Origin of the sequence: Bradyrhizobium sp. B124, from assembly GCF_038967635.1 — a bacterium.
GTDB lineage: Bacteria > Pseudomonadota > Alphaproteobacteria > Rhizobiales > Xanthobacteraceae > Bradyrhizobium.
Window position 1 is genome coordinate 8,119,733 of sequence record NZ_CP152413.1, and the last position, 26,578, is coordinate 8,146,310.

The 26,578-nt window shown below is 60.3% G+C and carries 18 protein-coding genes and 2 pseudogenes; 8 read left to right on the plus strand and 12 right to left on the minus strand.

Annotation, left to right across the window (positions count from 1 at the left end):
- Positions 1 to 616: 616 nt before the first annotated feature.
- The 4 genes from groL to AAFG13_RS38240 form a co-directional block, all read right to left on the minus strand.
- Positions 617 to 2,257 (minus strand): chaperonin GroEL, encoded by a 1,641-nt coding sequence (gene groL, locus AAFG13_RS38225; RefSeq protein ID WP_342710143.1) that lies wholly within the window; start codon positions 2,255 to 2,257, stop codon positions 617 to 619.
- Positions 2,258 to 2,341: 84 nt separating this feature from the next.
- The gene (locus AAFG13_RS38230) at positions 2,342 to 2,656 is read right to left on the minus strand and encodes a co-chaperone GroES (RefSeq protein ID WP_342710144.1); all 315 of its coding nucleotides are present in this window, start codon (positions 2,654 to 2,656) and stop codon (positions 2,342 to 2,344) included.
- A 518-nt stretch (positions 2,657 to 3,174) separates the two neighbouring features.
- Positions 3,175 to 5,547, minus strand: coding sequence for an LPS-assembly protein LptD (locus AAFG13_RS38235; protein ID WP_342710145.1), 2,373 nt, complete (start codon positions 5,545 to 5,547; stop codon positions 3,175 to 3,177).
- An 833-nt stretch (positions 5,548 to 6,380) separates the two neighbouring features.
- A complete protein-coding gene (locus tag AAFG13_RS38240; RefSeq protein WP_342710146.1) occupies positions 6,381 to 7,166 on the minus strand; it encodes a hypothetical protein in 786 nt (261 codons plus the stop codon).
- 1,012 nt (positions 7,167 to 8,178) lie between these two features.
- Between AAFG13_RS38240 and AAFG13_RS38245 the strand changes: the two genes are divergently transcribed.
- Positions 8,179 to 8,826, plus strand: a complete 648-nt coding sequence (locus AAFG13_RS38245) for an FkbM family methyltransferase (protein WP_342713500.1) — start codon at positions 8,179 to 8,181, stop codon at positions 8,824 to 8,826.
- A gap of 1,658 nt (positions 8,827 to 10,484) precedes the next feature.
- Here AAFG13_RS38245 and AAFG13_RS38250 read toward each other — a convergent pair.
- The 6 genes from AAFG13_RS38250 to AAFG13_RS38275 form a co-directional block, all read right to left on the minus strand.
- Complete coding sequence (locus AAFG13_RS38250) at positions 10,485 to 10,790, minus strand: hypothetical protein (RefSeq protein ID WP_342710147.1); 306 nt, start codon at positions 10,788 to 10,790, stop codon at positions 10,485 to 10,487.
- Positions 10,791 to 10,896: 106 nt separating this feature from the next.
- Positions 10,897 to 11,217: a hypothetical protein gene (locus AAFG13_RS38255; protein WP_342710148.1), complete on the minus strand. Its 321-nt coding sequence runs from the start codon at positions 11,215 to 11,217 to the stop codon at positions 10,897 to 10,899.
- Positions 11,218 to 11,237: 20 nt separating this feature from the next.
- Entirely contained in the window at positions 11,238 to 12,482 is a 1,245-nt protein-coding gene (locus AAFG13_RS38260; RefSeq protein ID WP_342710149.1) for an MFS transporter, read from the minus strand.
- Positions 12,479 to 13,426, minus strand: a complete 948-nt coding sequence (locus AAFG13_RS38265) for a sulfotransferase (RefSeq protein ID WP_342710150.1) — start codon at positions 13,424 to 13,426, stop codon at positions 12,479 to 12,481. The genes AAFG13_RS38260 and AAFG13_RS38265 overlap by 4 nt, the downstream gene beginning before the upstream one ends.
- A 24-nt stretch (positions 13,427 to 13,450) precedes the next feature.
- Positions 13,451 to 14,758 (minus strand): aminotransferase class III-fold pyridoxal phosphate-dependent enzyme, encoded by a 1,308-nt coding sequence (locus tag AAFG13_RS38270; RefSeq protein ID WP_342710151.1) that lies wholly within the window; start codon positions 14,756 to 14,758, stop codon positions 13,451 to 13,453.
- Between the two features lie 28 nt (positions 14,759 to 14,786).
- Positions 14,787 to 16,301, minus strand: a complete 1,515-nt coding sequence (locus AAFG13_RS38275; RefSeq protein WP_342710152.1) for a GMC family oxidoreductase — start codon at positions 16,299 to 16,301, stop codon at positions 14,787 to 14,789.
- Between the two features lie 1,244 nt (positions 16,302 to 17,545).
- Here AAFG13_RS38275 and AAFG13_RS38280 point away from each other — a divergent pair.
- Both AAFG13_RS38280 and AAFG13_RS38285 read left to right on the plus strand, forming a co-directional pair.
- Entirely contained in the window at positions 17,546 to 17,905 is a 360-nt protein-coding gene (locus AAFG13_RS38280; protein WP_342710153.1) for a hypothetical protein, read from the plus strand.
- Between the two features lie 189 nt (positions 17,906 to 18,094).
- The gene (locus AAFG13_RS38285; RefSeq protein WP_342710154.1) at positions 18,095 to 18,271 is read left to right on the plus strand and encodes a hypothetical protein; all 177 of its coding nucleotides are present in this window, start codon (positions 18,095 to 18,097) and stop codon (positions 18,269 to 18,271) included.
- 679 nt (positions 18,272 to 18,950) lie between these two features.
- Here AAFG13_RS38285 and AAFG13_RS38290 read toward each other — a convergent pair.
- The gene (locus tag AAFG13_RS38290) at positions 18,951 to 20,066 is read right to left on the minus strand and encodes a branched-chain amino acid ABC transporter substrate-binding protein (protein ID WP_342710155.1); all 1,116 of its coding nucleotides are present in this window, start codon (positions 20,064 to 20,066) and stop codon (positions 18,951 to 18,953) included.
- A gap of 1,486 nt (positions 20,067 to 21,552) precedes the next feature.
- Here AAFG13_RS38290 and AAFG13_RS38295 point away from each other — a divergent pair.
- From AAFG13_RS38295 to AAFG13_RS38315, 5 genes and pseudogenes are all read left to right on the plus strand, one after another.
- Positions 21,553 to 21,831: pseudogene (locus AAFG13_RS38295) on the plus strand (integration host factor subunit beta); the annotation flags it as partial.
- Between the two features lie 724 nt (positions 21,832 to 22,555).
- On the plus strand, positions 22,556 to 22,846 hold the full coding sequence (locus AAFG13_RS38300; protein ID WP_342710156.1) for a hypothetical protein: 291 nt from the start codon (positions 22,556 to 22,558) through the stop codon (positions 22,844 to 22,846).
- A gap of 459 nt (positions 22,847 to 23,305) precedes the next feature.
- Entirely contained in the window at positions 23,306 to 24,070 is a 765-nt protein-coding gene (locus AAFG13_RS38305; RefSeq protein WP_342710157.1) for an amidohydrolase family protein, read from the plus strand.
- 461 nt (positions 24,071 to 24,531) lie between these two features.
- A complete protein-coding gene (locus AAFG13_RS38310; RefSeq protein WP_342710158.1) occupies positions 24,532 to 25,122 on the plus strand; it encodes a hypothetical protein in 591 nt (196 codons plus the stop codon).
- Positions 25,123 to 25,149: 27 nt separating this feature from the next.
- A pseudogene (locus AAFG13_RS38315) lies at positions 25,150 to 25,336 on the plus strand (hypothetical protein); the annotation flags it as partial.
- Between the two features lie 496 nt (positions 25,337 to 25,832).
- Here AAFG13_RS38315 and AAFG13_RS38320 read toward each other — a convergent pair.
- Positions 25,833 to 26,573 (minus strand): carbonic anhydrase, encoded by a 741-nt coding sequence (locus AAFG13_RS38320; RefSeq protein ID WP_342710159.1) that lies wholly within the window; start codon positions 26,571 to 26,573, stop codon positions 25,833 to 25,835.
- Positions 26,574 to 26,578 lie beyond the last annotated feature (5 nt).

Consider the following 26,578-nt stretch of genomic DNA (forward strand, 5'->3'; position numbering starts at 1 on the left):
ACCCTGGTTTGGTCGGTGACCACCAGTCATTGAGTTGTGATTCTCCCAAGGAGAGCCTGGCGAGCGGTCCGTCATGCCCCCAGGCGGAGTGAGACGATGCTCGCTTGAGAGGAGTTCACCGAAACGAAAGCACTTCCGCTTTTGCAGGCGCTTCGCGGCCTAGCTACGGAGCAAAATAGATGAGGTGCCCGTGTGCAACGTCGATGGATAAAGTGGGATGCTCAATGGCGCCTGCAAAGCGGCGTCTGACTATAAGCCTCATACGCTTTCGGTTGCCGAAGCCCCGGCTCGCAACTTCTTGCGGTCGTTCGCTTTCGTCTGCCTCCAGCCGCACTCGCCGGTGGCGGGGAAATGCCGATGATTTGCTGGATCCGAGCCGAAAGCTTGCCGGTTTGCGGCGAGACTGGATGGGGCCGCAACGCCAGGAAGTCAACGTGTGCTGCGACCACCTGGGGCGGACCGGCGGCCTGCAGATCGACCTCTGAGGTCGCCAAGTCTTGATTCCGCATTCGCCCAATCTCGTCAGCCTGCGGATCGTTGCAACCCCGCCCGAATTCCAAAGACCCTGGCATTGCTGCCAGGGTCGTGCATGTCATCGATGCTTTGAAGGGCTTGATCAGAAGTCCATGCCGCCCATGCCGCCACCCGGAGGCATTGCGGGGCCGCCGGGGTTCTTCTTCGGCAGCTCGGCAACCATCGCTTCCGTGGTGATCAGCAGTGCCGCTACCGAGGAGGCGTTCTGGACCGCGATACGCACGACCTTGGTCGGATCGATGATGCCCTTGGAGACAAGATTGCTGTACTCGCCAGTCTGCGCATCGAAGCCGTAAGCGTACTGATCGTTCTCGAGGACCTTGCCGACGATGACCGAACCGTCCTCACCGGCGTTGATCGCGATCTGGCGGGCCGGCCAGGACAGCGCCTTGCGCACGATCTCGACGCCGGTCTTCTGGTCGTCGTTCTTGGTGCGCAGGCCCTTGAGCTGCTCGGAAGCACGGAGCAGGGCGACGCCGCCGCCCGGCAGGATACCTTCCTCGACAGCCGCGCGGGTCGCATGCATCGCGTCATCAACGCGATCCTTGCGCTCCTTCACCTCGACTTCGGTCGCGCCGCCGACGCGGATCACCGCGACGCCGCCTGCGAGCTTGGCGAGACGCTCCTGCAGCTTCTCACGGTCGTAGTCCGAGGTGGTTTCCTCGATCTGCGCCTTGATCTGGGCAACGCGAGCGTCGATGTCGGCCTTCTTGCCGGCGCCGTTGACGATCGTGGTGTTCTCCTTGTCGATCATCACCTTCTTGGCGCGACCGAGCATCTGCAGCGTGACGTTCTCGAGCTTGATGCCGAGGTCTTCCGAGATGGCCTGGCCGCCGGTCAGGATCGCGATGTCCTGCAGCATGGCCTTGCGGCGATCGCCGAAGCCCGGAGCCTTGACGGCCGCGACCTTCAGGCCGCCACGCAGGCGGTTGACGACGAGGGTGGCGAGGGCTTCGCCTTCGACGTCCTCGGCGACGATGACCAGCGGCTTGCCGGTCTGCACCACGGCCTCGAGCAGCGGCAGCAGCTCGTTCAGCGAGGAGAGCTTCTTCTCGTTGATGAGGATGTAGGCGTCGTCCATCTCAACGCGCATCTTGTCGGCGTTGGTGACGAAGTAGGGCGAGATGTAGCCGCGATCGAACTGCATGCCCTCGACGACGTCGAGCTCGGTCTCGAGCGACTTGGCTTCCTCGACCGTGATCACGCCCTCGTTGCCGACCTTCTTCATGGCGTCGGCGAGGAACTTGCCGATCTCGGCATCGCCATTGGCCGAGATGGTGCCGACCTGGGCGATCTCGTCGTTCGAGGTGACCTTCTTCGAGTTCTTCTGGAGGTCCGCAACGACGGCGTCGACCGCGAGGTCGATACCGCGCTTCAGGTCCATCGGGTTCATGCCAGCGGCGACCGACTTGGCGCCTTCGCGCACGATGGCAGCCGCGAGCACGGTCGCGGTGGTGGTGCCGTCGCCGGCGGCGTCCGCCGCCTTGGCAGCGACCTCGCGCACCATCTGCGCGCCCATGTTCTCGAACTTCTCCTCCAGCTCGACCTCCTTGGCGACGGCGACGCCGTCCTTGGTGATCCGCGGAGCGCCGAACGACTTCTCGAGCACCACGTTGCGGCCCTTCGGACCCAGCGTGACCTGCACGGCGTTGGCGAGGATGTCGACACCGCGCAGCATGCGGTCGCGCGCGTCTACGCCGAACTTGACTTCTTTGGCTGACATAATGAATTCCCTCAGTCCTTTTATCTTCTCATCCTTCAGCGCGCCCGGCGGGCGCTCGTCAGGGTGAGCGGTGCGAGCGCTGGATTAGGCGGCTTTCTTCTTGGAAAACACGTCGGTGAGAACGCCCATGATGTCGCTCTCCTTCATGATCAACAGCTCCTGGCCGTCGATCTTGACCTCGGTACCCGACCACTTGCCGAACAGCACGCGGTCGTCGACCTGGACGTCGATCGGAATCAGCTTGCCGGTCTCGTCACGGCCGCCCGGGCCAACTGCGATGACTTCGCCCTGCGAGGGCTTTTCCTTGGCGGTGTCGGGAATGATGATGCCGCCAGCGCTTTTCTCTTCAGCGTCGATGCGCTTGACCACGACGCGGTCGTGAAGCGGACGGAAATTCATGCAGGCCTCCTGAGCATTTGAACGAGTTGACGATGGGCAGATTGTGAACAACCCAGTTATAGCAAGAGACAGGCCAAAGATGAGGGGGCGATCCCTACCTGCAATTCTGCTGAATCACACGCATGGCCTCCGCATGTGTTCGTCCGGAAGCAAACGCCATCATGTACACAGCCCGCCAAGCTGTTGCGAAAATGACATTGCGTTTCGTCAAAACACATCGAGCCCAGGGTTACTCAACATTGCGCTGGCGGCCATTACACCTATCGAAGCACCGATTTTGACGACAGCCCGGGCAGCACATGATTGTTTCGTCTGATGGCTGCATTTAGCAGCTGACGCCGGCGAAGCGTGCAATGCACAAGGATCCATAAAGAGCTGCGCTCGATGAATGTGACCCTAACGCTGCACAACAAGTACGCCAACCATCCTGAAAAGTCAGGCTATGTTTCCGTGTAGGAAGCTGCCTGCTCTAAGAGAGCCATAATGTGCATTGTCCCTCTCCAGGAGTGACACATCGCTCAAAAACTGACCGAATTTGCCCCGATCGTTCGTAGACCGATAGTGAGCAGGTAGGTCTTGTTCAGCACGGGCGGTGCCGAACCAACGGAGTAGTTGTAGGAACTTACGAAGTTCGCCGCCAGCACGAAGCAATCGTCGACATAGCCGCCGCCGAGAACATATTGATTGACCTTGTTGGTTTGGAGATCCCAACGCGCCGAACCCGTCACCACCCAATTCGTGGCGACCTTCAGCGAACCGGAGGTCATGATACCCTCGCGGCGGGCCAGATAACCGAGTTCCGGCTGTGCGGCATATTCGCCATACATCACGCTTGCAGACCAGCGCTCGAAGTTCGCGCTGGCCTGGGCCTCGAACCGGTTGATGTTCCAGGTCGCTTCGTCCATCCGCGAGCGGACGCTGAAGGTGTAGGTACGGTTGGGCGAATAGGCGACGCTCGCGACATAATCCGAGCGCGGGTTCTGCAGGCCGGAATCGATGCCGGTGTTGGTCATATCGGCGACCGAATACGAATTCAGCCCGAACATCTGGTAGGACTGTCCGAACATCGTCTTGACACTGCCACCGCGATCGAACTGCGTGGTGGCCTGCACGCCGACATTGGCGCGGCTGCCGCCCTCGACACGGTCGTAGCCGGAGAACTTGTCGACCGCGAACAGGTTGCTGGTGTCGAACACAAAGCTTTGTGCGTCCTCGTTAGGAAGCTTGCCGGCCTTGGGTTCGTCCGGCCGGATGATGACCTGCGCAATCGGCTCGACGGTGGTCGTGCCCCACGGCTGCACGTTGATGAAGGGGTAGCGGTATTCGAGGCCGACGGTCGGCATGAAGCGGACCGTCTGGGTATCGCCGACCGGCAGGAAGTTGGAAACGCCCGGCTGATTCGAGATGTCGGCGTTGATCGCATCGGCGCGGACACTGGCGAACGGCGTCCAGATCTGGCCGAGCGGGTCGGTGTAGGACTTGCGCCACTGCGCCTCGGCCGTCAGCCTTGTGTAGGTGCCTGGCATGCCGCGCAGCAGGCACTGCGACGGCAACCGCGCCATCGGATCGGCGGAGGCGGTCGTGCACAGGCTGTTGGTGTTGGCGGTCGTCGTGATCGGATCGAACACCGCGGTTTCGCGGGTCAGGTTGACGAAGTTCATCTTGTAGCTGAACTCGCCGCCCAGGACGTTGTTGTTGATCACGTTGTTGTAGTCGATCACGGGCGCGACCACCGGGACCTGGTTCTGGTTGCCCGAGTAGCTGAGGTAGTAGATCGCGCGCGCGTCAAAGAAGCTGCGATTGCCGACACCGGTCAGATAGAGCTGCGAGATCGCTTCGGTCGGCAGCGACAGGAACGAACCGAACGGATCCTTGTACTGGGCGAGCCGGTAGTCGGACATGAAGAAGTAGTCGAACAGCACGACGCCGTCCCAGCCCCAGACCCATTTGTCGTTCAGCGCGAACTGGCCCTTGGTGTCGACGCCCCAGCGGAACTGGCGGTCACCAGGCTGGCCCTTGAAGGCGTCCTGATCGATCTGGTCGATGCCGTAAAGCCGGATCTGATAGGAGCCGTCCGCGAAGCGCTGGCGGAATTCGGTCTGCAGCAGCACACCCTGCTTCGAGGTGATGCGCGGACTGAAGGTCGCGTCCATGTCGGGCGCGATCGCCCAATAATACGGGATTTCGACGCCGTAGCCGAACGCCGTGTAGCTGGTGAAGCCCGGCATCAGGAAGCCGCTCTTGCGCTTCACGGTCGGATCGGGCGTCGAGAAGTAGGGCAGATACGCCATCGGAACGCCGAAGAATTCGAGCTGGGCGTTCTCGAAATACAGCATCTTCTCGGTCTGATTATGGATGATGCGCGCGCCCTTGACCTGCCAGAGCGGCGGCTTCTTCGGATCATCCTTACAGGGCGCGCAGGCGGTATAAACGCCGTTGTCGAACACCGTGTAATTGCCACTGGAGCGATCGGCGCGGGTCGCTGCCATCCGGGTCTGGTCTTCAGTATCGACGCGCAGTGAATCGACGAAACCGTCACGGTAGTCGTCGCTGAGATCCATGATGTTGGCGTAGGTGATCCTGCCTTCCGCATCGGTCATGCGGACGTTGCCTTCGGCATGAAGACGCTTGGTCTTCTGGTCGTAGATGACCTTGTCGGCCTCCACGCTGGTGCCGTTATAGAACATCTGCACGTTGCCGACGGCCGAGATATGCTGGTTGTTGTAGTCGTAATCGACCTCGATCGCCTGAACGAGTATGTGGTTGTCGTCGATCACGTTTGGCCGGGTAGCTCGCGGTTGATGTTGATTGTAGATGAAACCTTGCGCCCATGCGGCCGCGGGGGCAATAACGCCGCAAGCGGTCGCAATAACACCCGCGATGATAAGCATTAAGCCTCGGCGGCGAGCGATCGCGCATATGCACTCCACGAGCTCAGCAAGGCATACCTGCCGACCGGGAGAAGCACCGCAACAATCCCAGCTAACGAGCGCGTCGTACGACCCACGCGACAGCCCCATCATAGCACTAATTTGAATCAATCGGACGAGGTCCCATCTGAACCGTTAAGGGGGCTGCGATCCGTCATCGACACAACGAAATGCCTCGCATCTGAAGCAATTGACGTGCCATTGCATCTCTGGTGACGTCGGCGAACCCTGCCGTCGTACCGTAGGGTCTGCGACATTGACGTCTCAGATCGGACGCCGATCGCCGCGACAACAACATGAATTGTCAATGGTGACGATTCTCGAAGCTCCAGTCCGCGAAATCACCGCTGCCACACCGCACTCTCGGCCGGCGTTAACGCCCGTAAGCGAGATGGATACAATGCGCGTTGCTTTGCGAGTGACCCGCCTCGTGAAAGCAACCGGCTAAGGCAGTCGCGCCGCGTCTGCCATACCAGAAGCTACTTCAGCATGCCGCTAGGTCGGGCCGGACGATCTCGCGCTCGTTGAGCACGTGTTCGCCCTCAGCGAACCTTCCTGAATTTCCGTCCGTCTTCTGGCCGGCTTTACTTCTGTGAAAAAGGCCAATTAGATGGGCGCGTTCTTAGCGGCCGAGAAAGCAATCAGTGGCCTTCAACTGCCGGTGCTGCGCCTGCGACGGGATCGATGCTGTTTCACTTTGGACGCCAGAACTTGCATCGCCCAATAGCAAGCATCACCCATGTCTTCGGTTGCAGAAGCTCCTCTGGAAACGGTGGTTCCAAGGCAGGCTGAACTCAATAAAGGTCAAGACCCGATCCATGAGCGGCTATCATTATTGGAGCGCCACCATCATTGTTCGCCAGCAGACAACGGCTCATGATACCATTCGTAGCCTTGGCGGCCCAGTCATCCGCAATGGATCGTTCGACGTTTATGCGAGGAAGTCCTGTGCCGGGATCGGCAGCCTCTTGGACGAAAGCGTCAGCCAGCGAATTCCGGAATCCGTCGATTGTTTCCGTGTCGGAGGGCGAGATCGCGCACGCCGCAGCTTTATTGTCTGCGTCCATATACACCTGAGGTCCAAAGGCATTGCGGCTGGCATTAAAGGCCATGATCAGGGTGTAGGTGATTTTGGTCCCGTTCGAGGATGTAAATGTATGGTTTCCGACGGAAGCGGGAGTGGCTATCAGGTCAAAATTTCCTAGCCCATCCGCAAAGAGTTTCGGACGCTGCTGCCCGAAAACTCCCGTTCCAGCAAATTCGGCAACTTGATCTTGCGCGCAGTGTTTTAGAATGTGACGAGTGCAGCTTGGTTGCTCATTGCTGCTCAGAGACTCCGGCCAATGACGAAGACACGAGAGTGCTGGAAAGCTGGCGGTAGCCAGCGGAGCATTGGGCCGATCGATACAGAAAAGGTCGACGACGGGGTTGGTCAGCACAAGACGTCGTTGCGAGTGCTTGAAATCCAAAATGTATAGCGCAAGGAACTTTGCTCGAGAACTTGTCGAACCACGGTCATTCGAGTCGGTGGCCGGCGCTCCAGGTATGCTGGCCACCAACATGGACGCGGCGGCGAGCAACTTCAATCCCGCGAGATACAGGTGCGGCAAACATTGGGATCGTGGAATCGGCCTATGTCCTGGCATAGCTAAGAAGTCCACCGCCGATGGTGACGAGGCGATCGCCGACGACTAATCGCTCCCCTCGCCAGTGGCCCAGATGTCACTACCCAAAAAACTGCCAAGGTCTTTGCTTCTCTCAAAAGCAAAACGACGTCGTACGTGAAACGTCACCACATCATCGCCCCGAAAGTCGGGTGACAATGCCCTGAACAAAAGCAAGTGCCGTGCCTCGTGCACAATACAGATTTGCGAATCCTTCGTGGTATGTGCGTGCGTTCGAGACATCGATACTGTCTCGAACCTGACAAATTCGATGCTAGTAGTCGGAATACGTGCACCAGCAACATTGAAAGCTCGCTGTTGCCGGTTGACCCGCTTTTTGGGGGGCGCGTATCCGTGCGAGGATTTCGGTGGTCATCCTTGAGCGGAGATCGGCCGATCTGGAGTTCGCCATCACGAACGTTCCGCGTGAACTCGTTCCGCTCTAGGCCGAACAATCTATGACTGCGATTCTGAAAGATCGCGACTGCGCAGATTTGGAAGGGCAACGGTCAGCTGGCAGGATGAAATTTGGCTGGTCGCAACTGTGATCGAGGTAATTGGTCATTTTGGCGCGGGAGCGATTACTCTGTCCTCGATCGCTCCATCAAGGCGGCCAACGGACAAAGTGCGGCGAAGCCGATCGTTCGACCGTCGGGACAGCACACCGGCATTCGCTATTCGATTCTCGTGCACGTCCCGATGTACCCGCTTCCTAGATAGAACGGTCGTTGCAGGGCAATTGCTGCGGCTCCCGCTCCGACAGGCTCCCATTTGTGTCACGCCGTCCAGATGGCCATCACGGATAAAAGGGGCTGGGCCGGCATATGGATTATATACGTTGATATAAATTGTGCCGGAGCGTCCGGCGTGTGATTGCGGGTTCGAGAAAGAGATTCAACCGATCGCCGCGCCCAAGGAACAAGAACCTGTGTCATCTGTAGAAGTACATCAGCACATCGTCTCACTTCTTCAGAAGCCGAATCCGGTCATCTTGGATATCGGCTGCAATGACGGAACCGATACGCAACAGTTTCTCACCCTGTGCCCACAAGCTCAGCTCTACTGCTTTGAGCCAGACCCTCGAGCGATCGCCCGCTTCAAGAAAAAGCTGGGTCCGTCCCTCGATAGGGTGAAGCTGCTCGAAATCGCGATCAGTGATCGAAACGGGATGATTGACTTCCATCCAAGCAATGCAGATGGTGATGCGAAGGAATGGGACCTCTCCGGCTCGATACGCCGCCCGAAAAATCATCTTACCGAGTATGATTGGGTTCGGTTCGATCGCCCGTTCTCGGTAGAAACCCGACGGCTGGACGATTGGTGCAGCGAGGCCAATCTGAATACCGTCGATTTCATCTGGATGGATGTCCAAGGAGCGGAGGCCGATGTCATCGCCGGCGGCACGCAGACCGTGGGCAACACGCGCTTCATCTACACGGAATATAGCGACCGCGAGCTCTACGAAGGGCAGCTGTCCCTGCAGGCCATTCTCGACCTATTACCGTCATTCGAAGTGGCAGCCCATTATCCCCGCGACGTGGAAGGTGATGTACTGCTCAAGAATACGCGCTTCTAACGGCTGCCTATCCGGCGTCTCGTTGATTGCCGTAGGACTGGGCCACGGGGTCTATTATTGTGCGAGCCGGCAGGACCGACGACTTCGCGGTCAGCAGCCCGAGCTCTTTCAGATTCTTGAACCAACACGACCAGCCGGCGCTCAAAGCGTTTAATGTTCTGAACGGCTGCTGAATGCTCTGGCCCTCTGGGAAGCTGGTGCACTGCTTCGAACAAATGCCAAAGCAACTGCATCAGTTCTCTTAATTCCTTCAGATGCGCCAGTTTCGTCACGCGCTTAACGTTTCTATTGTTGTCTCAGTTAAAGCGAACTGACGCATTAGCGTTCGGCCAGATTGAGATCGCCCGTGAGACGGGGTGCATGGAGAGCGTGGTCCCTCATTGGATGAGCTTGTCGCATGGTCCTCTCGTTGGGGTTGCTCGTTGGCCTGCGACAAGATAGACGCCTCGCTGACGTAGTTGATGCGCAGCCCGCGCCTTGGCTTCCTTCTTCGGCTTCTTCAAACCCTGATGGGTCTGTATCTCTTCGTTACGTCGGTGGTGGCAAGCCTCATTCGAAGGTCATCTGCGTCATCGCGTGCGAATATGACTGCAGCAGCTCATGATCCCGCAGAACCATTCGGTCCGCCGGGCAGGGACGAATCCACCTATTGAGTGAAGACTTTGCAACGGCTGTGCCACACTAGCTCAATGCAAAAAAGATGCATGCTAGGATGCTAGCTCGCAATATCTGAGTTGTTGTAAATCCAACATGCCAGTCGGCACCGTGCCTGTCACTGTCTGGAACAACACTCATTTGGCTTAGCCTTGCGATCATGGCCCTCATCTCTCACTGGCCGCCCGCAAGCAATTTCGCTGGCACCACGTTACTGCCGGGTTGACGGGGCATATGCTTCGATGGCGCGCGCCTCCCACACGACGCGCTCCCGGCATGGTGACGAGCGGATGATCTCCTGAGTGTGCTCCTGCTTCTGAACGGGTGATTGCGATCGTATCGGGAGCCGGTGTCCGGCGCCAAGAAAGGCCAACTAACAGGCGCCCAGGCGGTCAATTGAGAGCCGCGGCGCGGACGAGCGCCGCTGATCAGGCGGCCTGCGCGACCACTTCAGCGAGATAGTCGTCCATCGCGGTTTGCGCGATGGCGGTGCCGGGATGACAGAAGTTCGCGCAAATTCCGTCCTGCTAGCGACTGACCCATAGGTGTATCTCGCAAGGATCAGAACGACGACCAATTAGGAATCTCGTCCGCCATTGCGGCCAGCAGTCCGGACCGGGCACGGTCCGGTTGTCCATATAGGATACCATGAAGCGGTCGCGCAGCGCGGCGCCGAGCAGCTCCATCGCCTTTGAAATGGTACCTGAGCTGTCGTCTTGGCGCGTTTGGATTCGAGCCGGGCAGCGCGCAGGATTTCCGGCAACGTATCGGCCACCCGGAAGCTGACCGGGCTCATCCGACATACCATCCAACCGAACGCATCGACCGCAGATCGTATCGGGTGTGAAAAGGCGCAACGGTGTGGAATTGTCGTTGGTTCGCCGGTGTCTTTCCCGCCAGCGCCAGCGAAAATCCCCGTCGCCGCGTTTCCGCCGTGGGACCTGCACCCGCGATCGAATTCGGATGCCCCGGCCGCATCGAGCAGCCACATTCGTTCGGTGCCTCTAGGGTTCCTTCCGGCGCACCGAGTGGTAGCGGAAAATCCGGCAATTGATCGTCGTCGCTGCAATCAGCTCGCGCCAATGGCCAACTGCAGGATGGGCATCGGTCAGGTCGCTCAGTCGCTCTCGTTCGGACTCAGCGTGGTCCAGATAGCTGTGCACCGGTGCCAACCGAGGTGCCCCACCATGCATCGCGGCTGTGTACAGCTCGCGGATCTCATATGGAACCATGGCCATCGAGTAGGCATCGCTGACGGAGTGGTCGGAGGCGAGCAGGAAGCTCGTGGATGTTGGCCGGCTGATCGTCAAGAAGACATAAGCCGGCCAGCGCAGCGGGTTGGTCTCCGCGTCGAACAGGTCTTCCAGCAGCTGGGCAATTTCGTCGGGACCTGCGCAGTCACCACCACGGTTTGCTCTAGCGCTGCCGCGCCTGGATCAATCGTGGTGCGATGAAGGGCTGATCCATTCTTGGCAAGCGTCTGCGTAATGCCTCGTGCCGGTTGACCCAGCCAAGGATCGCGTTCGTCAGCGCAGCTACGTTGAACTCGCCAGGCAACTCGAACGCGGCGCCGAGCCAGCCTGGCCGGCCATCGTCCGCAGAGCGAAGATGCTCCTCCTGAACATGGGACGCACGGCGCGGGTCGGGCCGCCAGCTGACAGGGTCGGGAACTGTGACTCGCCACACCACCAGCCGAACCGGCTGCCGATCAATATCGCCAAATTCCTTGATGTCCATGAGCGGGTCCGTCGCGATGGTCACGGCAGGCTGCGCGTGTGGCGCAACGGCGACAGCCAAATCCAAACGATCGAGGCGGTACCAAGCACGCTGCTCGCGAGCAACGTGGCGCGCAGGCCTGTCGCACCAGCGGCCGCGCCGCCGGCCAGCGCACCCAATGAACCCAGTCCCCACACTACGCCGCGAATGCTCGCATTGACCCGGCCTTGCAAGCGCTGCGGGACCAACGCATACCGAATGGGAACCTGCTGCACGTTGTAGATCCCTTGGCCGATCCACAGAATGAATTGGGAGAGCGCCACGCATGCCACCGCGGCCCAGAAGGGTTGGATGAGCAGGGCCGCCAAGCTCATGCCCGCGGCGCTCACCGCCAAACCGATCATCAAGACCGGGCCGAGTCCGATTGCCCGGCCCGCCCACGGTGAGCTGGCGGCGCCGACCACACCGCCAAGTGCGCCGATGCCAAGCACCATGCCGATGATCCGGCTGTCGAACCCGAGGTCTTTGGTCAGATGCAGCAGAAAAGCCGCAGAATACGCGTTGTGCCAAAAGATGAATGTGCCGCTGGCCAACGTGACGGCCCTCAATACCGGATTGCCAAACACGCCCGCCAGCCCCTCGGCCACTTGGCCGAGCACCGCGCTGGACGCGGCTGCCGAGCAGCCGGCGGCACGCATCGGCACCAGCGAAAGCAACGCGGCGGCAACCAGGAACGAGACCGAGTCCGCCAGGATCGCGGTCGGGGCGGAGAGTGCGTTGACGAGCCAACCGGCGAGGAACGGACCCACAGCCATCGCGCTCGCCTGGCTAAGCTCCAGTGAACTCTGCGCCCGAACCAGCTGAGAGCGGTCTACGACCGTGGGTATGCACGCCAGATAAGCCACGTCCGCGATCACCGCGGCAACCCCAACCAGTATGCTTGTCGTATAAAGCTGAACCATTCCAAGATGTCCAAGGCTGGCGAACAACGGAATCGTGGCCAACATTGCCGCCATCACCACGTTGGCGGTCAAAAGGATGCGCCGGTGCGGGAGGCGGTCCACGATGACTCCGGCGAACAGGCTCACAACCAGGCACGGCGCTCGACCGCAGGCCAGCAGCAGCCCCGTCTGCGCCGGTCCCGCGTCCAGCAAGGTAATTGCGGTCAGCGGCAGCGCCAGCATGGTTACGTTGGAGCCCAGCAGCGAAATGGTCTGGCCGACGAGCAGTGCAAGGTAGCTGCGTGGCAGTCCGCGAGGCGCGGCGGAACGGGGCCGGTGCCTCACGCGTCGCCAGACAGGCTTGGGGCCGAAAGATACCCTAGTCGGGCCAGCTCGCTTTCGGCGATCTGCTCGAACTCGGCAATCTGGGTTCGCGTCAGATCTTGGACGTGACGACCGATCCGACCTTGGTGCAGCGGCTTTCCTGCAGCCTCCGCCGCCGGATGACCGTGCGGTTGTTCGAACAATGCGTGCTCGTATTCGGCGTGACGCAGCACGGCCTCGTCCCAGGGTAAGCCGAGGTGGGCGAGGATTCGAGTCAGAGTGGGGCGGGGGCTGTTCATAAGATCCTCGTAACGCACCTCGAGATAACGCCCGGGTGGCGCGATCCGATGCGGCTGGGACACCACGTCAAGCCAGCCGTGCGCGGCGTCAGCAACAGTTCGGTACCCCCAATCGGGAACGGTTTTCAGATGCGAGGCGGCAACGTCGCGACCGTCCCGCACGATATGCACGAAATGTGCACGCGGCCACAGCCGGGCGAAGTCGTCGATCTTGGTGATCTTACGCTGCAGTTTCAATCCCCAGCGCCGGGCTCCGCTGCGCGCTCGGCGCAACTCACCGATCTCGTTGATGAGCCGGCATCGGTCGGCGAACGAAACGATGTCGCTGCCCGCCTCGACCACGACCTTGCTGACCAGCTCGCGCGTGTCATCAAAGTCGAGACCGAACCGGCGGCACTGCACCACAAAATGCACCCCGTCATACCAGAACGGATCAATCGCGTTTTTGGTCGTGCCCGTGACTCGGGAATCGCCGGCCGCAAGCAGGTCGATCGCGCGCAGTATGTGTGGTCCTAGATTGGGCGGTTCGAGGAAGTCGATCTCCGGCCCGACTACCAGATCCAGATGCGAGTCCAGTACGATGCTCAGCAAGGTAGTGCCCGAGCGGTTCTCACCACCGAGCAGCACTGGCGATGTGGAAAATGGATCGGGCTGCGGCATGGCCATGCTCTCTGTTCGAGGCGCTGCTCATCAGTGGACGGGTGCGGTGAACCAGCGCCGAACCGCCCCCGGGGTCGCCACAAAACGATCTCTGGCGAACCGTACGGCGGCCGCCACTGGATCCGAGTCGCCACCGGTGCTCTCCATGCGGGACAGCGACGCCGGCAGCGCCTCTCCAGCAGCTTCGACAGCCGCCTGCACGTCGGCGTCGGACACCGCCGCCGATGGCATGAAGCGCCCGCCGTACTGCATGAGGAAGCCCCGCGCCCACATCTCCTGGAAGAAGGCGTGACCAAGTTCGGCGTCGGCAAACACGACGTCGAACATGGTGGGCCAGGCGAACGCCCATGCCGCGACCTGCTGTCTGGCGAATACCTCGTTGAGCCCCTTGATCAGTTGCTCGCCAACCTCGCGCATCCGGGCCAGCATGGTCCCGTCGCGCAGCGCATGCAGGGTGCTCAGTGCGGCTGCGAACGGGGTGACCTCGCGCTGGTAGGTGTTGCCCATGTATGTCTTCTCGCCGGCGGCGAGTACGTCTGCCCGCCCCGCCACTGCGGACAGCGCCATTCCGTTCGCCAGTCCTTTGCTCAGTGTGATCAGATCGGGCGTAAGGCCGACCGCCATGTGGTAGCCGCCAAAGGCGTAGCGGAATCCGGTCATCACCTCGTCAAGAATGAGCAGGGCGCCGTGCCGATGCACCAGCCTCTGCAGTTCCTGATGGTACTCGGGCGGGAAGAAGTTGACCTCGGGGGTGACGATTACCGCGGCAACGCGCTGAACACTTGCCAATTCGTCGAGCAAGTCCAGATTGTAGCGGAAATCCACGCTGTCCCGGTCGCGGTTGGGCAGCCCCAGCTCCGGCCGGTCCTGCAACTGCCAGTCGTGCCAGCCATGATATCCGCTGGTAAGCACATGGTTCAGGCCCGTGAACGCGCGGGCGAGGCGGACGGCGGCGGTGGTCGCGCACGATCCGGTGCGGAAGAACATTGAGCGTTCCGCGACGGGAAAGATCTCCGCCAGCCGTTCGGCCAGTTCGACCCGGTGCACCGACAGCGGCCCGGGCAAGATGCCGCCGGTACGGCGCATCTCGGCGGCTGCATGCGCCATGACCGGCTCATATCCGGCTCCGAGCGGCGCGGCCCCGCTACACGAAGTGAAATCGACGTATTGCTTTCCGTTGATGTCCCATGCATGCGCGCCTGAAGCGCGCGTCATCACGACCGGAAAACGCCTGTTGAGATCCCATTTCTCCGAGGCGGTGACACGCAGGGCGCGGCGTAGTGCGGATCTGTGCCCGTCGGTGGCGCCCGTGGTGGCGGTAGGCTTGGTGATGGACATGAGCCGTCTCCGTTTGATGATCATGCCCTTAGGTCAGCTGCGTGACTATTCTTCGAGCGATCCGCAGCGCGTTCGCCTGGATGGTGAAGGTCGGGTTGACGCCTCCGGAATAGGGGAAGAAGCCGCCGTCCGCGACATAGAGATTGTCAACGTCATGCACCCGGCCCCAGCGGTCGACCACGGATTGTGTCGGATCGATCCCGGCCCGGCAGCCACCATGCAGATGCCCACTGCCAAACTGATAATTGGAATCCTGATAATCGACTTGTTCCACGCCAGCCTCGGCCAGCAGGTTCGACGCGCATCGGGACAAATAGCCCAACCGGCGTTTGTCCAGCGGGTGGGTCCAGTAGTCGAGAATGATCTTCGGCAAACCCAGCCCGTCCCGACTGTTGGCCAGTCGGACCGCATTGCTGCGCATGGGCTGGTCGGCCGCCAGAAAATGCAGCCGTAGCGTTATCTTTCCGTCTTGGTCCGTGGGCTCAGCCCGACTTGCTTCGTAGATCGTTCCGCCGAGCCCCGAAGGAGCCTCGTTGTCCAGGTAATGATCGGAGATCGCGACGGTGGAGAACGGGCCGCCGGCCGGGTGCGCGGCCGGCGGATCGATCGTGGTGCAACCGGACACGTAGCCGCTGATCTTAAACGAGATGCCACTGCCGACCATGCCGGAGGCGTTGCCGATGCCGTTGGGCGCTCCTCGCTGCGCCGACCGTAGCAATAGGGCGGCAGATTGCACTGCGTTGCCGGCGAGTACCACGCAGCGGGCGCGGACCCGAGCGCGCTGTTGGTTGAGAGTGTCCAGCCATTCCACCGAGTCCGCACGGCTGACATTGCCCAGATCGATGCGGACGGCCTTGCTGCCAAGCGCAACCGTGAGCGCGCCGGGCGGCAGGGAGGTATCGGTAAACGGCGAGCGTGCGTCGGCCCTCGCGCCGGTCGGACACAGATGTTCGTTGCAGGGTCCGTCGCAGTGACAGGCTGGCCGGCCGCGATATGGCACCGAGTTGATTGCCAACGGGGTGGGGAACGGTAGCTGGCCTAGGCGTCCGCCCGCATCGGCAATCAACCGGCCCTGCGCGCTGTACTGATGCGGGGGCTGAACGGGCGGATCGCTTGGCGGTTCGAGCGGGTCCGCCCCGGCTAGACGGGCCACCCCCATGCGCCGTTCCAGCTCCTCATAGAACGGGCGTAGTTCGGCGTAGCTGATCGGCCAGGTCGGGTCGAGCGCGTCCCCGGCCACATGTGCTCGCGCGTCAAAATCAATAGTGCGATATCGGAAGGCTATTCCGGCATACAAGGTCATTCCGCCGCCGAGCGCGCAGACGGTCCACGGACGTCCGAACGGCGTCATCGTACCTGCCGCAGACCGCACCAAGGCGGTATCCATGCCATTCTGGACGCTCGCCAGCGAGGCGTCGGGAGGAAGCGCCCGACCCTGTTCGAGAAGGAGCACTCGCAATCCGTGTTGGGCGATCTCGTAGGCTACTGTCGAGCCGCCGGCACCACTCCCGATTACGCATACATCAACAATATCGGCCGTCATATCCCACCCTCCGGCAACGAACATCGATGATGCGCAATCGCGTCCTATTCATTAATGACCAGCTGCCGTGAGACAATTGCCATATCCAGCGCTGAACGCGCGGCAGGTCTATGCGAGAGCCCCGGATTACCCGGTATAGCCTCGCCGCTTGCCAAGGATCATCGCGAACGACGCGAGATCGTACAATGTGACGTTGCGTGCGATTCAAGCCCTTCAAGGCGGCAACCGCATGAATATAACCAAGCGGCTTTCCGGAGGCGGTAGGAATCTCGAAAAGATTTGTGAAGTTTCAGTCCGTTGTCCAATCCACCCGCCTGTGTTTTTGAACAATCGAACGGGCGCTCGCCGATACTCCTCGAATCCGGTTGCGTCAGGGGGCACGCGGGGAGCGTTTTTGAGGTCCCGATCTCGCTGGCAACGGGTTGGTCGGTGCAAACAACACTCATGCATGTACAATCGTTGGTCGCGAGAAGGCAAGGCGATCCCGTGGTGACGAGCCGCCAGGACTGGGTTGGTCTTGCTAACTCGTCACAATCATCAGACGCCGGCTAGAACACCAAGCTGCCCTTCATAGTTGATAAAAAAACGCCCGGCCTCATTTCGAGGGCCGGGCGGAAGTCAGTCTGGGGGAGCGAGGCCGTTAAGCATCCCGCCAACCGCCGTCGACAGAGGGAGGACTGCCGACGGTTATTTGCGGCGAAATATCACCGCAAATTCTAATTACGAAACGATCGATGTCGGACAAACCTGGCGTCGCCTCCTTTGTTACCAAGACGATTTTTCACGGAATGCGGCTCGACCCCGGCCAGTGAGGGGCCGGGAAGAACCACCTTGTTCGGAGGCCAGTACTCGGAGTCCGTTCGCGCGATCTCGTAGGCGATGATCGGGGCACCGGCATCGCCCTCTGCTGTACAGACATCGACCGCATTGGCATCATTGTCTCACCACTGGCAGCAAGCTGTGGCCCCGTCGACTTGTCGGGGATCCTCGCGACCTACGATGAGATCGTACAACGTGACGCCACGTACGATTCAAGGCCTTTGAGCTGCCCCCCGCATGAAATTCAAATTGCCGCCCCCGACATGCAGCTAAGTCATCGGCGGGCGTGGGGCGCATGTCGCGTTCCGTCCATGGATGGGCTCGTAGCGCGTGAGTGTTTGCGGAACATTGCGCGTCATATTTTTTGTGTGATGTCATATGTGTTTGCCTTTTCCGGGAGCTCGCGTCTTTTCAACGTGGCGACCATGAACCTTCAGATTGGAGGCTCATGCCGCAGAAGCATTTGCGGCGAACAGGGACGCGGGCACGCCGCATCATTTGAAGGGCGCGAAAACCTCTTGGTGGTGTACATCTGCGAAAAGGCGCGGGGCGCGCTGCCGGCGCGCTCTCACGACCACGCGTGTGTTGCACGATTTCTTGGTCAATTGGTGGCGTCCATTCGTCTTCGCCGCCGCGCCCGCACCGTTGATGGCCATCGCCGCGCGGGAGTGGGACAGGTGTTTGTTCGCGAGGCGAAGTTGACATGGCACGTGCCGACCACGAAGGCCATCAAGTGCGACTATCTGTGGGGCTTGAAGAGCAAAAGCGCGAACTCCCGTCTGTGACACAAGCAAGTTTTTGTGCGAGACGCTCTGATTTGTAGGCCAGAACGACACATCAGGCGGAGGCGACGACATAATTTGTTCGCTGCGTACAGTGTTTGCTGGCGAAAAAATGCCGGTTTGCCATTACTATTCTGAACAGGCAGGAGCTCGAGCCGTCGTTCGCGCTCACCTGATCGGATAGAGGTTAGCATGAATCATGCAGCTGTGAACCGCTATGACGTATCGGTAATGACAGATGAACAACGCGAATTGGCGCAGTGCAGGCAAGAAATAGTGCGTCTCAAAGAGCTGGTCGCGCAGCTTTCGGCGCTCGTCTTGCGCAATGTCGCGGAAAATGCCGGGAGCCGAAAGCCGCAATGCAGGTGAGGCGGCTCAGCCGTGCACCGAATGATGAATCGACAGAAGACGGGCGTTAGACCATCGCCGTTGTGATCCGCAGCGCGGCGCCCCCGGGGGAGGGGAGGGCCCCGCCCTTCTATGGGGGCGGGGCCGCGGCATTTCCGGGCGAACTCTTCCTGGGTCGATAGGCAAAAGCGATGCGTGTCGCGCGGCGCGAAGGCCGAAAACTCAGCCACTAGCGCTAGCATGTGGGACTGCGGTCCCTCGAACAAGTCGATTCATCCAGCTGACTGTTCAAACATCTGCATCAGGCCAGTCTAACAATCTCCGATTGAGCCCGCGTCGGGGCCAAGTGCTGTGCATGGATCGGGAGGAGAGATCCGACCATCCGCGCATGTACGCGGTGCTCGCTTTAGGCCGATGGCGGTCTGCGGATGCCAAGCTGCTCAATGGCGAGCCTTGATATCTCCGTTGGATCGCCAACCCCGCTTGCGCCGATCTCGATAACCTTCCTTGCGACGATTTCCGCGATAGGGTCGTCACGATCGACCAGGCAAAGCGAGCGCAGGGTCCGTGTATAGGCCGACCTCAGACATTCAATTTCTTCAGGCCGTAGCTTGCGGCCTTGGAGCAACCGATCGATCGACATTGATCGCTGCCTACCTCCCCGGAACACGTCCCTTTTGACGGGTCGGACTAAGATGCGTCAGAAGGCGCTCGGGTTAGTCTCGCTATAGCCACCCGTGGCGTCCCACTTGTAAACGACATAGTCGATCTGCTTGATGTCACCCTTGGCATCGTAATCCAGTTTGCCGATCACCGTGTCCCAAGAGCCCGCTTTGATCGTGTCCATCACCTTCTTCGGATCGGTGGTGCCGACTTTGGTTGCGGCTTGCGTCCAGACCTGCACCGCTGCGTAGGTGTATAGCGTGTAGCCTTCGGGATCGATATTCCTGGCCCTGAATTTATCGACGATCGCAGCCGCCGTCGGTTTCCTGCGTGGGTCGGGCCCGAAAGTGAAGAGCGTACCTGCTCCAGCCGCGCCGGTGATCGAGGCATATTCCTTGTCAGCCAACGCATCACCCGACATCAGTACGGTCTTCAGGCCCTGATCGCGCATCTGGCGCAGGATAAGCCCCGCTTCCTGGTGGTAGCCGCCGACATAGACGAGGTCGATATTGTCGCGCTTCAAGCGCGAGACGATCGCATTGAAATCCTTGTCGCCCTTGTTATAGGACTCGTTCATCTTCTCGATGACGCCAGCCTTATTGAGGGCCTTCTTCGTCTCGTCGGCAAGCCCCTTACCATAAGTGGTCTTGTCATTGAGAATGGCGATCTTCTTGCCGTTGAAGTACTTCGTGATGTACCGGGCAGCCACCTGGCCCTGCTGGTCGTCGCGGCCGCAGACGCGTGCCACGTTCCATAGTTTGCGCTCGGTGAATAGTGGGTTTGTGGAAGCCGGAGTGATCTGCAGCACGCCGCCGTCGGCATAGGCTTCCGATGCCGGGATCGATGACGAAGAGCAAAAGTGCCCAGCCACGAATGGGATCTTGGCGGCGGCTACCTTTTCCGCTACCGATCGCGCCTGCTTGGGATCACAGGCATCGTCCTCGACGTCGAGGGCAAGCTTCTTGCCAAGCACGCCACCGGAAGCGTTGATCTGCTCAACCGCCATCTCGGCGCCGTTCTTCATCTGCCGCCCGAAGGCGGACTCACCCCCAGTTATCGGTCCGGCGACGGCGATGGTGATATCCTCCGCCAATGCCGTGCCGGACAGCATCGATGCTCCAAGTGCAAAGCCGATCAGCTTGAACGATTTCATGGGATGATCCTCACAGGGGGAACGCAGCGGCGAGCAAGCTCGAGCAGAGCAAAACGAGCCCGGCAGCGGTCAGTGCCAGAAAGCAGCCGGAGATAAAGTCATGGTCGCGCATCAAATCCCCTCCGAATGCACTTCCATAAGCGAGCAGGAGCCCACCTGCACTTGGTGAGAAATGGTCCGCGCCGCTGAAACACAGAACGGTTCGCAGAGCTATCGGCAGACAGCTCATACCCGGCACATGGATATTTGCCGATGTCCTTCCAGCAGGGCAACGAGCCAAGGCGCCATGCGCAAAGCGAGAGCTGTATGAGCGAGTAACGGTAACGCACAACGCGTTCGTCCCGTCTCATGTTCGTGGCACATGACTAATCTTATCCCGGCCCGCCAGGTCAACGCACAGCGTTATCTTGGATGGAGACTAGCTGAATCAGGCGTCTATGAAAGAAATAGCTCAGTCCGTAGCGTACAGAGCTCGCCGCTTCCGAAACGCAGCGACGCCCGCGCCTGGATAGCGAATGCAAACAACAGTTGGCCCAAAAGGACCAGCCGTCAATTCCGACGCGGCTGCCATCGATCGATTGGTTGGCATCTGCGGCCGATCGGAGACGATGAGTGCGAGTGACATTGGAGGCGATGTTGAACCATCCGAAGAGGATCAGCCCGTCTGCGACGTTTGGGGGAGGTGTGCAGTTGCAAGCATGCAGGATCCACGCTTGCGTGGCCCATTTGCCATCAGCCTCAGATCGTCGGCGGTGACTTGCTTACCACGCCACCTCGCGCGCTTCAGCTGGCGCCAACATTAAGAGGCGGAAGTGCTCGCGGAGAGAAACGGCATATCGGGTTGTTCGCAGCGCCAATGGCATGTCGGACCTCTGGAATACACGCTGATCAACTAAGTCAATCCCGTCGATCATACCAACAAGCAGCGACAGATGGAGACTTGTCGAACCCGAGTCCACCGGCTGGGCGGATGTCATGGTCACGATCTCGACCGGACTGCGCTAGCCGAAGTGTCGCGCCTCTTCGACGTTTGATGATGCGTTTCGCCCGCGAGCGAGAGGAGAAGCGGTATCGCCATTGGACCCCAGCTGGCGTCAGGGAGAAACCAAAACAAGGCGCTGAACCGTATGGGCTGCTATGCTGTCAAATCCACAATCATTTCGATTTGGATATGCCGTTGGCGCCTCTTCCTTTGGTGTCGCGGCGCGGAAGGTCGGAACGTTGGCGTTGGACGTCGCAAGCTCCCGCCTTGGCCGCGCTCCCCACGTCGCCTCTCTTACGCACTTTATTTCGCCGAATGCAGCAAAGACAGAGCGCCGGAGTATGTCGGGCGAACTGAAATGAACTCGGGTTCCGCCGGCAAAAGCCCTGTCTTTTGATCGCGCGATACCACTATTGATCCGTGCTGCCATAAACCTGCCATGCTTGACAGTTGTCGATGCTTTTGAGGATATGGCCTCTAGAAATATGGTGGACATCGCCGTCGATGATCAGGTCCGAGCTCGTTCAGCGCATCGCCGACCGCAACGCGCATCTCTATCCGCGCGACGTCGAAAAAATCGTAGGCGCAATCCTGGACGAAATCGTCGACGCGCTCGCTCGCGGCGACCGGGTCGAGTTGCGTGGCTTCGGAGTATTTTCGGTCAAGCTTCGGCGGGCCCGCATCGGCCACAATCCGCGGACCGGGAAAAATATGCAGGTTGACCAAAAGCGTCTTCCGTTCTTTAAGGCCGGCAAGGAAATACGCGAGCGCCTGAAGCGCGATCCGACAAAGAAGGCGATATCCTCACCGAGGTCAGCTGACGACGGTTTGCCGCAGCCAGCGTCGACTGAAGAATGCTCAGAGGCGTACCTCGATGCAAGAGGTGCTGCGCGATATCCGGACGATGACGACCGTGTTCGTCACTCATGACACTGAGAAAGCGCTGCTGCCCGCCGATCGGATCATCGTCATGAGCGCGAGGCCGGCAGGTGTCGTCAACGACTTTCCTTTGCCATTTGAGCGGCCGCGGCACACCGAGCTTGTCACCGAGCGCGCGTTTTTGCGTCGGAAACGCCACGAGCTGCAATCGTCCTGCAGGTGGTAGCTTCCGTGGTCACGCACCCGATCGGCGCTTGCATCGGTGTGTTTAACAGAGGGCCCGCGGCGTCTTTGCTCGCGATTTCGCGTCGCGCGAACGCACCTTTCGTCCAGTTGACAGGTGCAGTCGCGGCCAATCCGCAGTATCACTGCGCATCTCCGCTTTCCGGCGCCTTCGGCCAACATGCCAACCTGGAAACTTTCATAGAGAGCGTCCCGGGTGCCGGAGCGCCGTTGCTAGTTGGATAGCGGAAAAGACGGACGGGATCGAAGTTGCCGGTCTTCTCTCGTGCCGAACTCAGGATCTGCAGCGCGACGATACCTAAGCCGACATTATGAGGTGCCTGGCATAGGATATGCTTGCCGTCGGCATGTAACTGGACAGTTGGAACGCGCTAGGAAGATGCTCATGAGGCTCGCACGTAAAGTCGTCTGCTCCGCTCTCCTGACGGCGGGCCTGTACGTGACTGGCGGCGAGCACTTCGCCGGAACATCAGCAGATACTGCCGTCATCGCCCACTTCGCGCGCCGATCGAAAGGCGACGGTAACGCGGTGTCGGTCACCTACACCCTGAACGACCGGTTCGGTGCCAAGGTGACGGCGACCAAGACCGGCGGGCTGCTGAACGAACTCAGTTGGTCGCCGGGCAGTCGCTTAGTGGCGCCTCCTTCACAAGAAGCTTCAGAAACACATCGATGACGACGTCAACGCCGTACAACGACAAAGCCGAGCCCATCGTCCGGACCAAGAAAAAACGGTCCATCGACACGGTTTCCAAGTCCGCCGCCGTATCGCGCGTACCTTCGTCCGAAACGTACGAAGGTTTGATCTGCTTCATTCGGCTCCATTGTCCCTGTTCCTCGTACGCGCTAAGGGAAACGAGCGAAGGCGTGAAATCCTGAGCCAATGACCAAATGAACACCTACAGCGAGCTAGTACTACAACGACGCGCGGGTAATCCACCTCGAGCGGGCTCTATCGTCGCGTTCATGGAGGGTGAGCGCTTCGAGCTGGACGCGCAGCGGGACGTCGTCCGCCGCGTGCCAAGCAGAAGCTCGCGAGTGTCCGCGGCCGCCGGACAGCCGTCAATGAGTTGTGATTTCGAATGCACTACAGCCCAGCCGGCGCTCTCCCGGCGGCGCTTTGGGAGAGTGAGCCATGAGAATCGACTGCGAGGTTCACGCCTTCCGCCAAGAGGTCCGGCGGGCAACGCCCGTCATCGACGGCACCTTGGAACGGCTGGAAAGCGCGGCGCGCGGCTGCGCGATCACCGGGCTGGTGCTGGTCCAACCCGCATTCCTGCACGGCGACCCTATGGAGCTCTTTACCCAGGCGAGCCGGGCCCAAATGCCGGTGCGACTGGTTCCGCCCCTCGTGCAATCGTTGGCGCCTGCGGTCATGGAGAAGTGGGCCCGATCGGGTGCCGTGGGTTTGGCGGTTACCCTTGATGATCGTGATCCGCTGGCTGAGTCCTTCGAGGCTGCCCTTCAATTGGGCTTCCACCTGGAGGTGTCCGGCGGGGTCGAAGGACGAGAAGGCCTCGCAGAGTCGCTGCTGGCCGACGGCCATCGCCTGGTGTTCCGAGACTTCGGACTCGCGGACGGCACTCGCGATCCGATCTGGGACCCTCGATTGGAGCGACTTCTGGCCCTCGCTGAAGGCGCCGAGGTGTGGGTGAAACTGTCGGGGATCGGACGTGTCGCGGATGGTTGGGCCAAGGCAGCGGCGGGGCGGCTGCTGAAGAGGCTCGGGCCGGAACAGCTGCTCTGGGGATCGCAGTGGCCGCACGTGACGGCAGCGCACGCCTATGCGCCAACCTATGCACAGACGTTGGACTGGCTTGAGGAACTCGTCCCAGACGATGACGCAAGAGGACGGATCCTTAGCGCGACCCCTGCTGCCCTCTACGGATTCCGCAACTAAGACCTGTATCGGCGTTATTCCGCGCGCTGTCATCCGCCATTCACGACTGACGCTTCCTGTCCTCGGCGACGGCTTCGATCGTCCCGCCGGTTGTGATGGTCGCCGACAGCTTTCCAGACGTTCGATACGCGGAAGCTCATCCTTTATCGACGCGAAGCTTCCATCTCTGTTGAATGATCAGAGATGCGGCTCGAGGCCAGAAAAGCAAGGTTGAGGGAGAAGCTCGCGAACGCGGACAGCCGCCGCCGCTCCTGCAACCGAATATCATGGAGATCTCCATCAGCGCGTAGAGCCGGCAGGCCACGGCATGCGAGCTGGCACAGCTATTTTCCTGAAACTCGTCAGCTTCTGGACAGTCAGCCTTACTAGCATGAAACGTGGTCTCTCGGTCACGGACCTGGGCTACCGCATCGGGCGGATCTGCAAGAGACCATGTTCCCTAGGCAAGATAGGAGAGTTGCATGGATTTCAACCGAACTGACGGTGCCGGGTCGTCAAGGTCTCCCGGTGAGTACGCCTGGAATCAAGCGGATGATGATTTCCTTCGTCAGGTCATGGATGAAGCAAGGGCAAACGAAGCGGGGCCATCATCGGCTCCACCTGAGGAAACATATGATGTCTCATGGGCGGCTCCCCAGAGCTTTTCCCATGGTTCTCAGGCCGTCCCGCAACGAATGATCGAGAGACTGTCCCACCACGGTCTCCTGCCGGACGCGGACCAGCCGACGATGACCTACGAGATCCGGGGGCACCGCTACACGGCCACGCAAGACCCGACCGGCGGCCCGCGTCTCATCCACAATCCTGCGGTGGACCAAAGAATTGGCGAGGGGCCGCAGGGGGTGCCAGATTTCGGAGCATTCTTCCGGGAGACCCGCGTTCACGGTGTCGCGCCGCGGGAGCAGTGGGCGTCGCTGGCCCTGATCGAGCAGCTGCGCGAGACGGGTCACATGCCTGTCCCTGACCACCCAACAACTATCGCGCTCGACGGCAAGCTGTACAAAGCCGAACTAGCTGAAGGAGGGTTCGTCAGGCTTACGCGGCAAGGATGAGACTCTGGGCATGGCTAAACCGTCGCAACAAGGCTAGGTATCTGGTTGCGCATGTTCGAAGCGTTGACGCACGATCCGGACTTTGAGTACCTGATCGTCGATTCGACCTTCGTCCGCGCCGGCACGCCAGCGGCGCAAGAGAGGGGCTCAAAATCAGGCCGTCGGGCGTTCGCGCGGCGGCCAGACGACTAAACGAGCAGGAATTGCCCTCCGATGCCGACGCGAGTAACAGTTTTCCTCACATCGGCCGGCTGGACAGCTGTTGTGGTCGCAATCCTGCTCTATCTGATCTTCAGCCCGGGCTGAGCCGGGTGATCATAAACGGGACGGTTTGTGTCGATGCCATAGCGGTTGAGCCGGCGAGAATATTCTGCTGGAATTTCTTGCGTGTCCCGGAGAGCGAGTGCAGACCCCGACATGCTTCGCAGCGCGCTCTGAAGCTTCAGTCAACGCTGTTGGCTCGGGCATTAGCGGGGAGGCATAGACGCTGTCGGTCGCGGCGCGAATTTATCTTGGTGATGGCCGCGCGTTGCCAACATAAGTACGAAGAATAGGAGGAGGACTGCGAGCCCGCGCATATCAAAGCTTATCCCGAAGTTGTACGACAATTGTGAATTGGATCTGCAGCCGACGGACGAGCGAATTTCGCGGGGCTCAAGACGCCCTGGTGGGCATGCATGCGGTTGGGCGCCCGCGCGAAGGTGCCAGCGTCAGCTCAGCAGATCGACCCTGCCGGTGTCGAGCCGATACAGACCCCCGACTACCTTCAATCTGTTCTGTCCAACTGCCGCGTTCAGGATCGGACTCGCCGATTTGAGTTTATTGACGTTATCGATGACGTTTTGCCGGGTCGCATTGGCGAACGTATCACCGGGTTGCTGGCGAGATTCCTTTACCGCAGGCGCAAGCGCGGCGACGAGGGATGGAATACGCCCCGGCGGCGGCTTGTCGTCGTTGAGCGACTTGATCGCGGCGTCTATCGCGCCGCAATGATCGTGACCGAGTACCATGATCAACGGCGTGTTCAGAACGGCGACCGCATATTCCATACTGGCGACCGTGTCATCGTTGGCAAAATTGCCGGCGAGGCGGCAGACAAACAGATCACCAAGTCCGCTGTCGAAGGCAAGTTCGGGCGCTATGCGAGAGTCGGCGCAGCTCAGAACCGCCGCATATGGATTTTGCCCGTCGACCAAGACCTGGCGCTCGCCTTTGAAATCGCCGCCTCGCGATGCGCCCTGGACATAGCGGTCATTACCTTCCAATAGCCGCTTCAGCGCAGCATCAGGCGAAAGCAGGTTGTCCGGCTTGGGCTGCCCTTTTGCTTCCTTCGCGTCAACAATGTTGCCAAGCCGCATGCCAACCGCCGAAACAGCGAATAGCAACAGCGAGCGGCGCGAGGGTACGATCGTGATCGGATAAGACATCTTCGGGAAACGGTCTGGATGCATGTGTC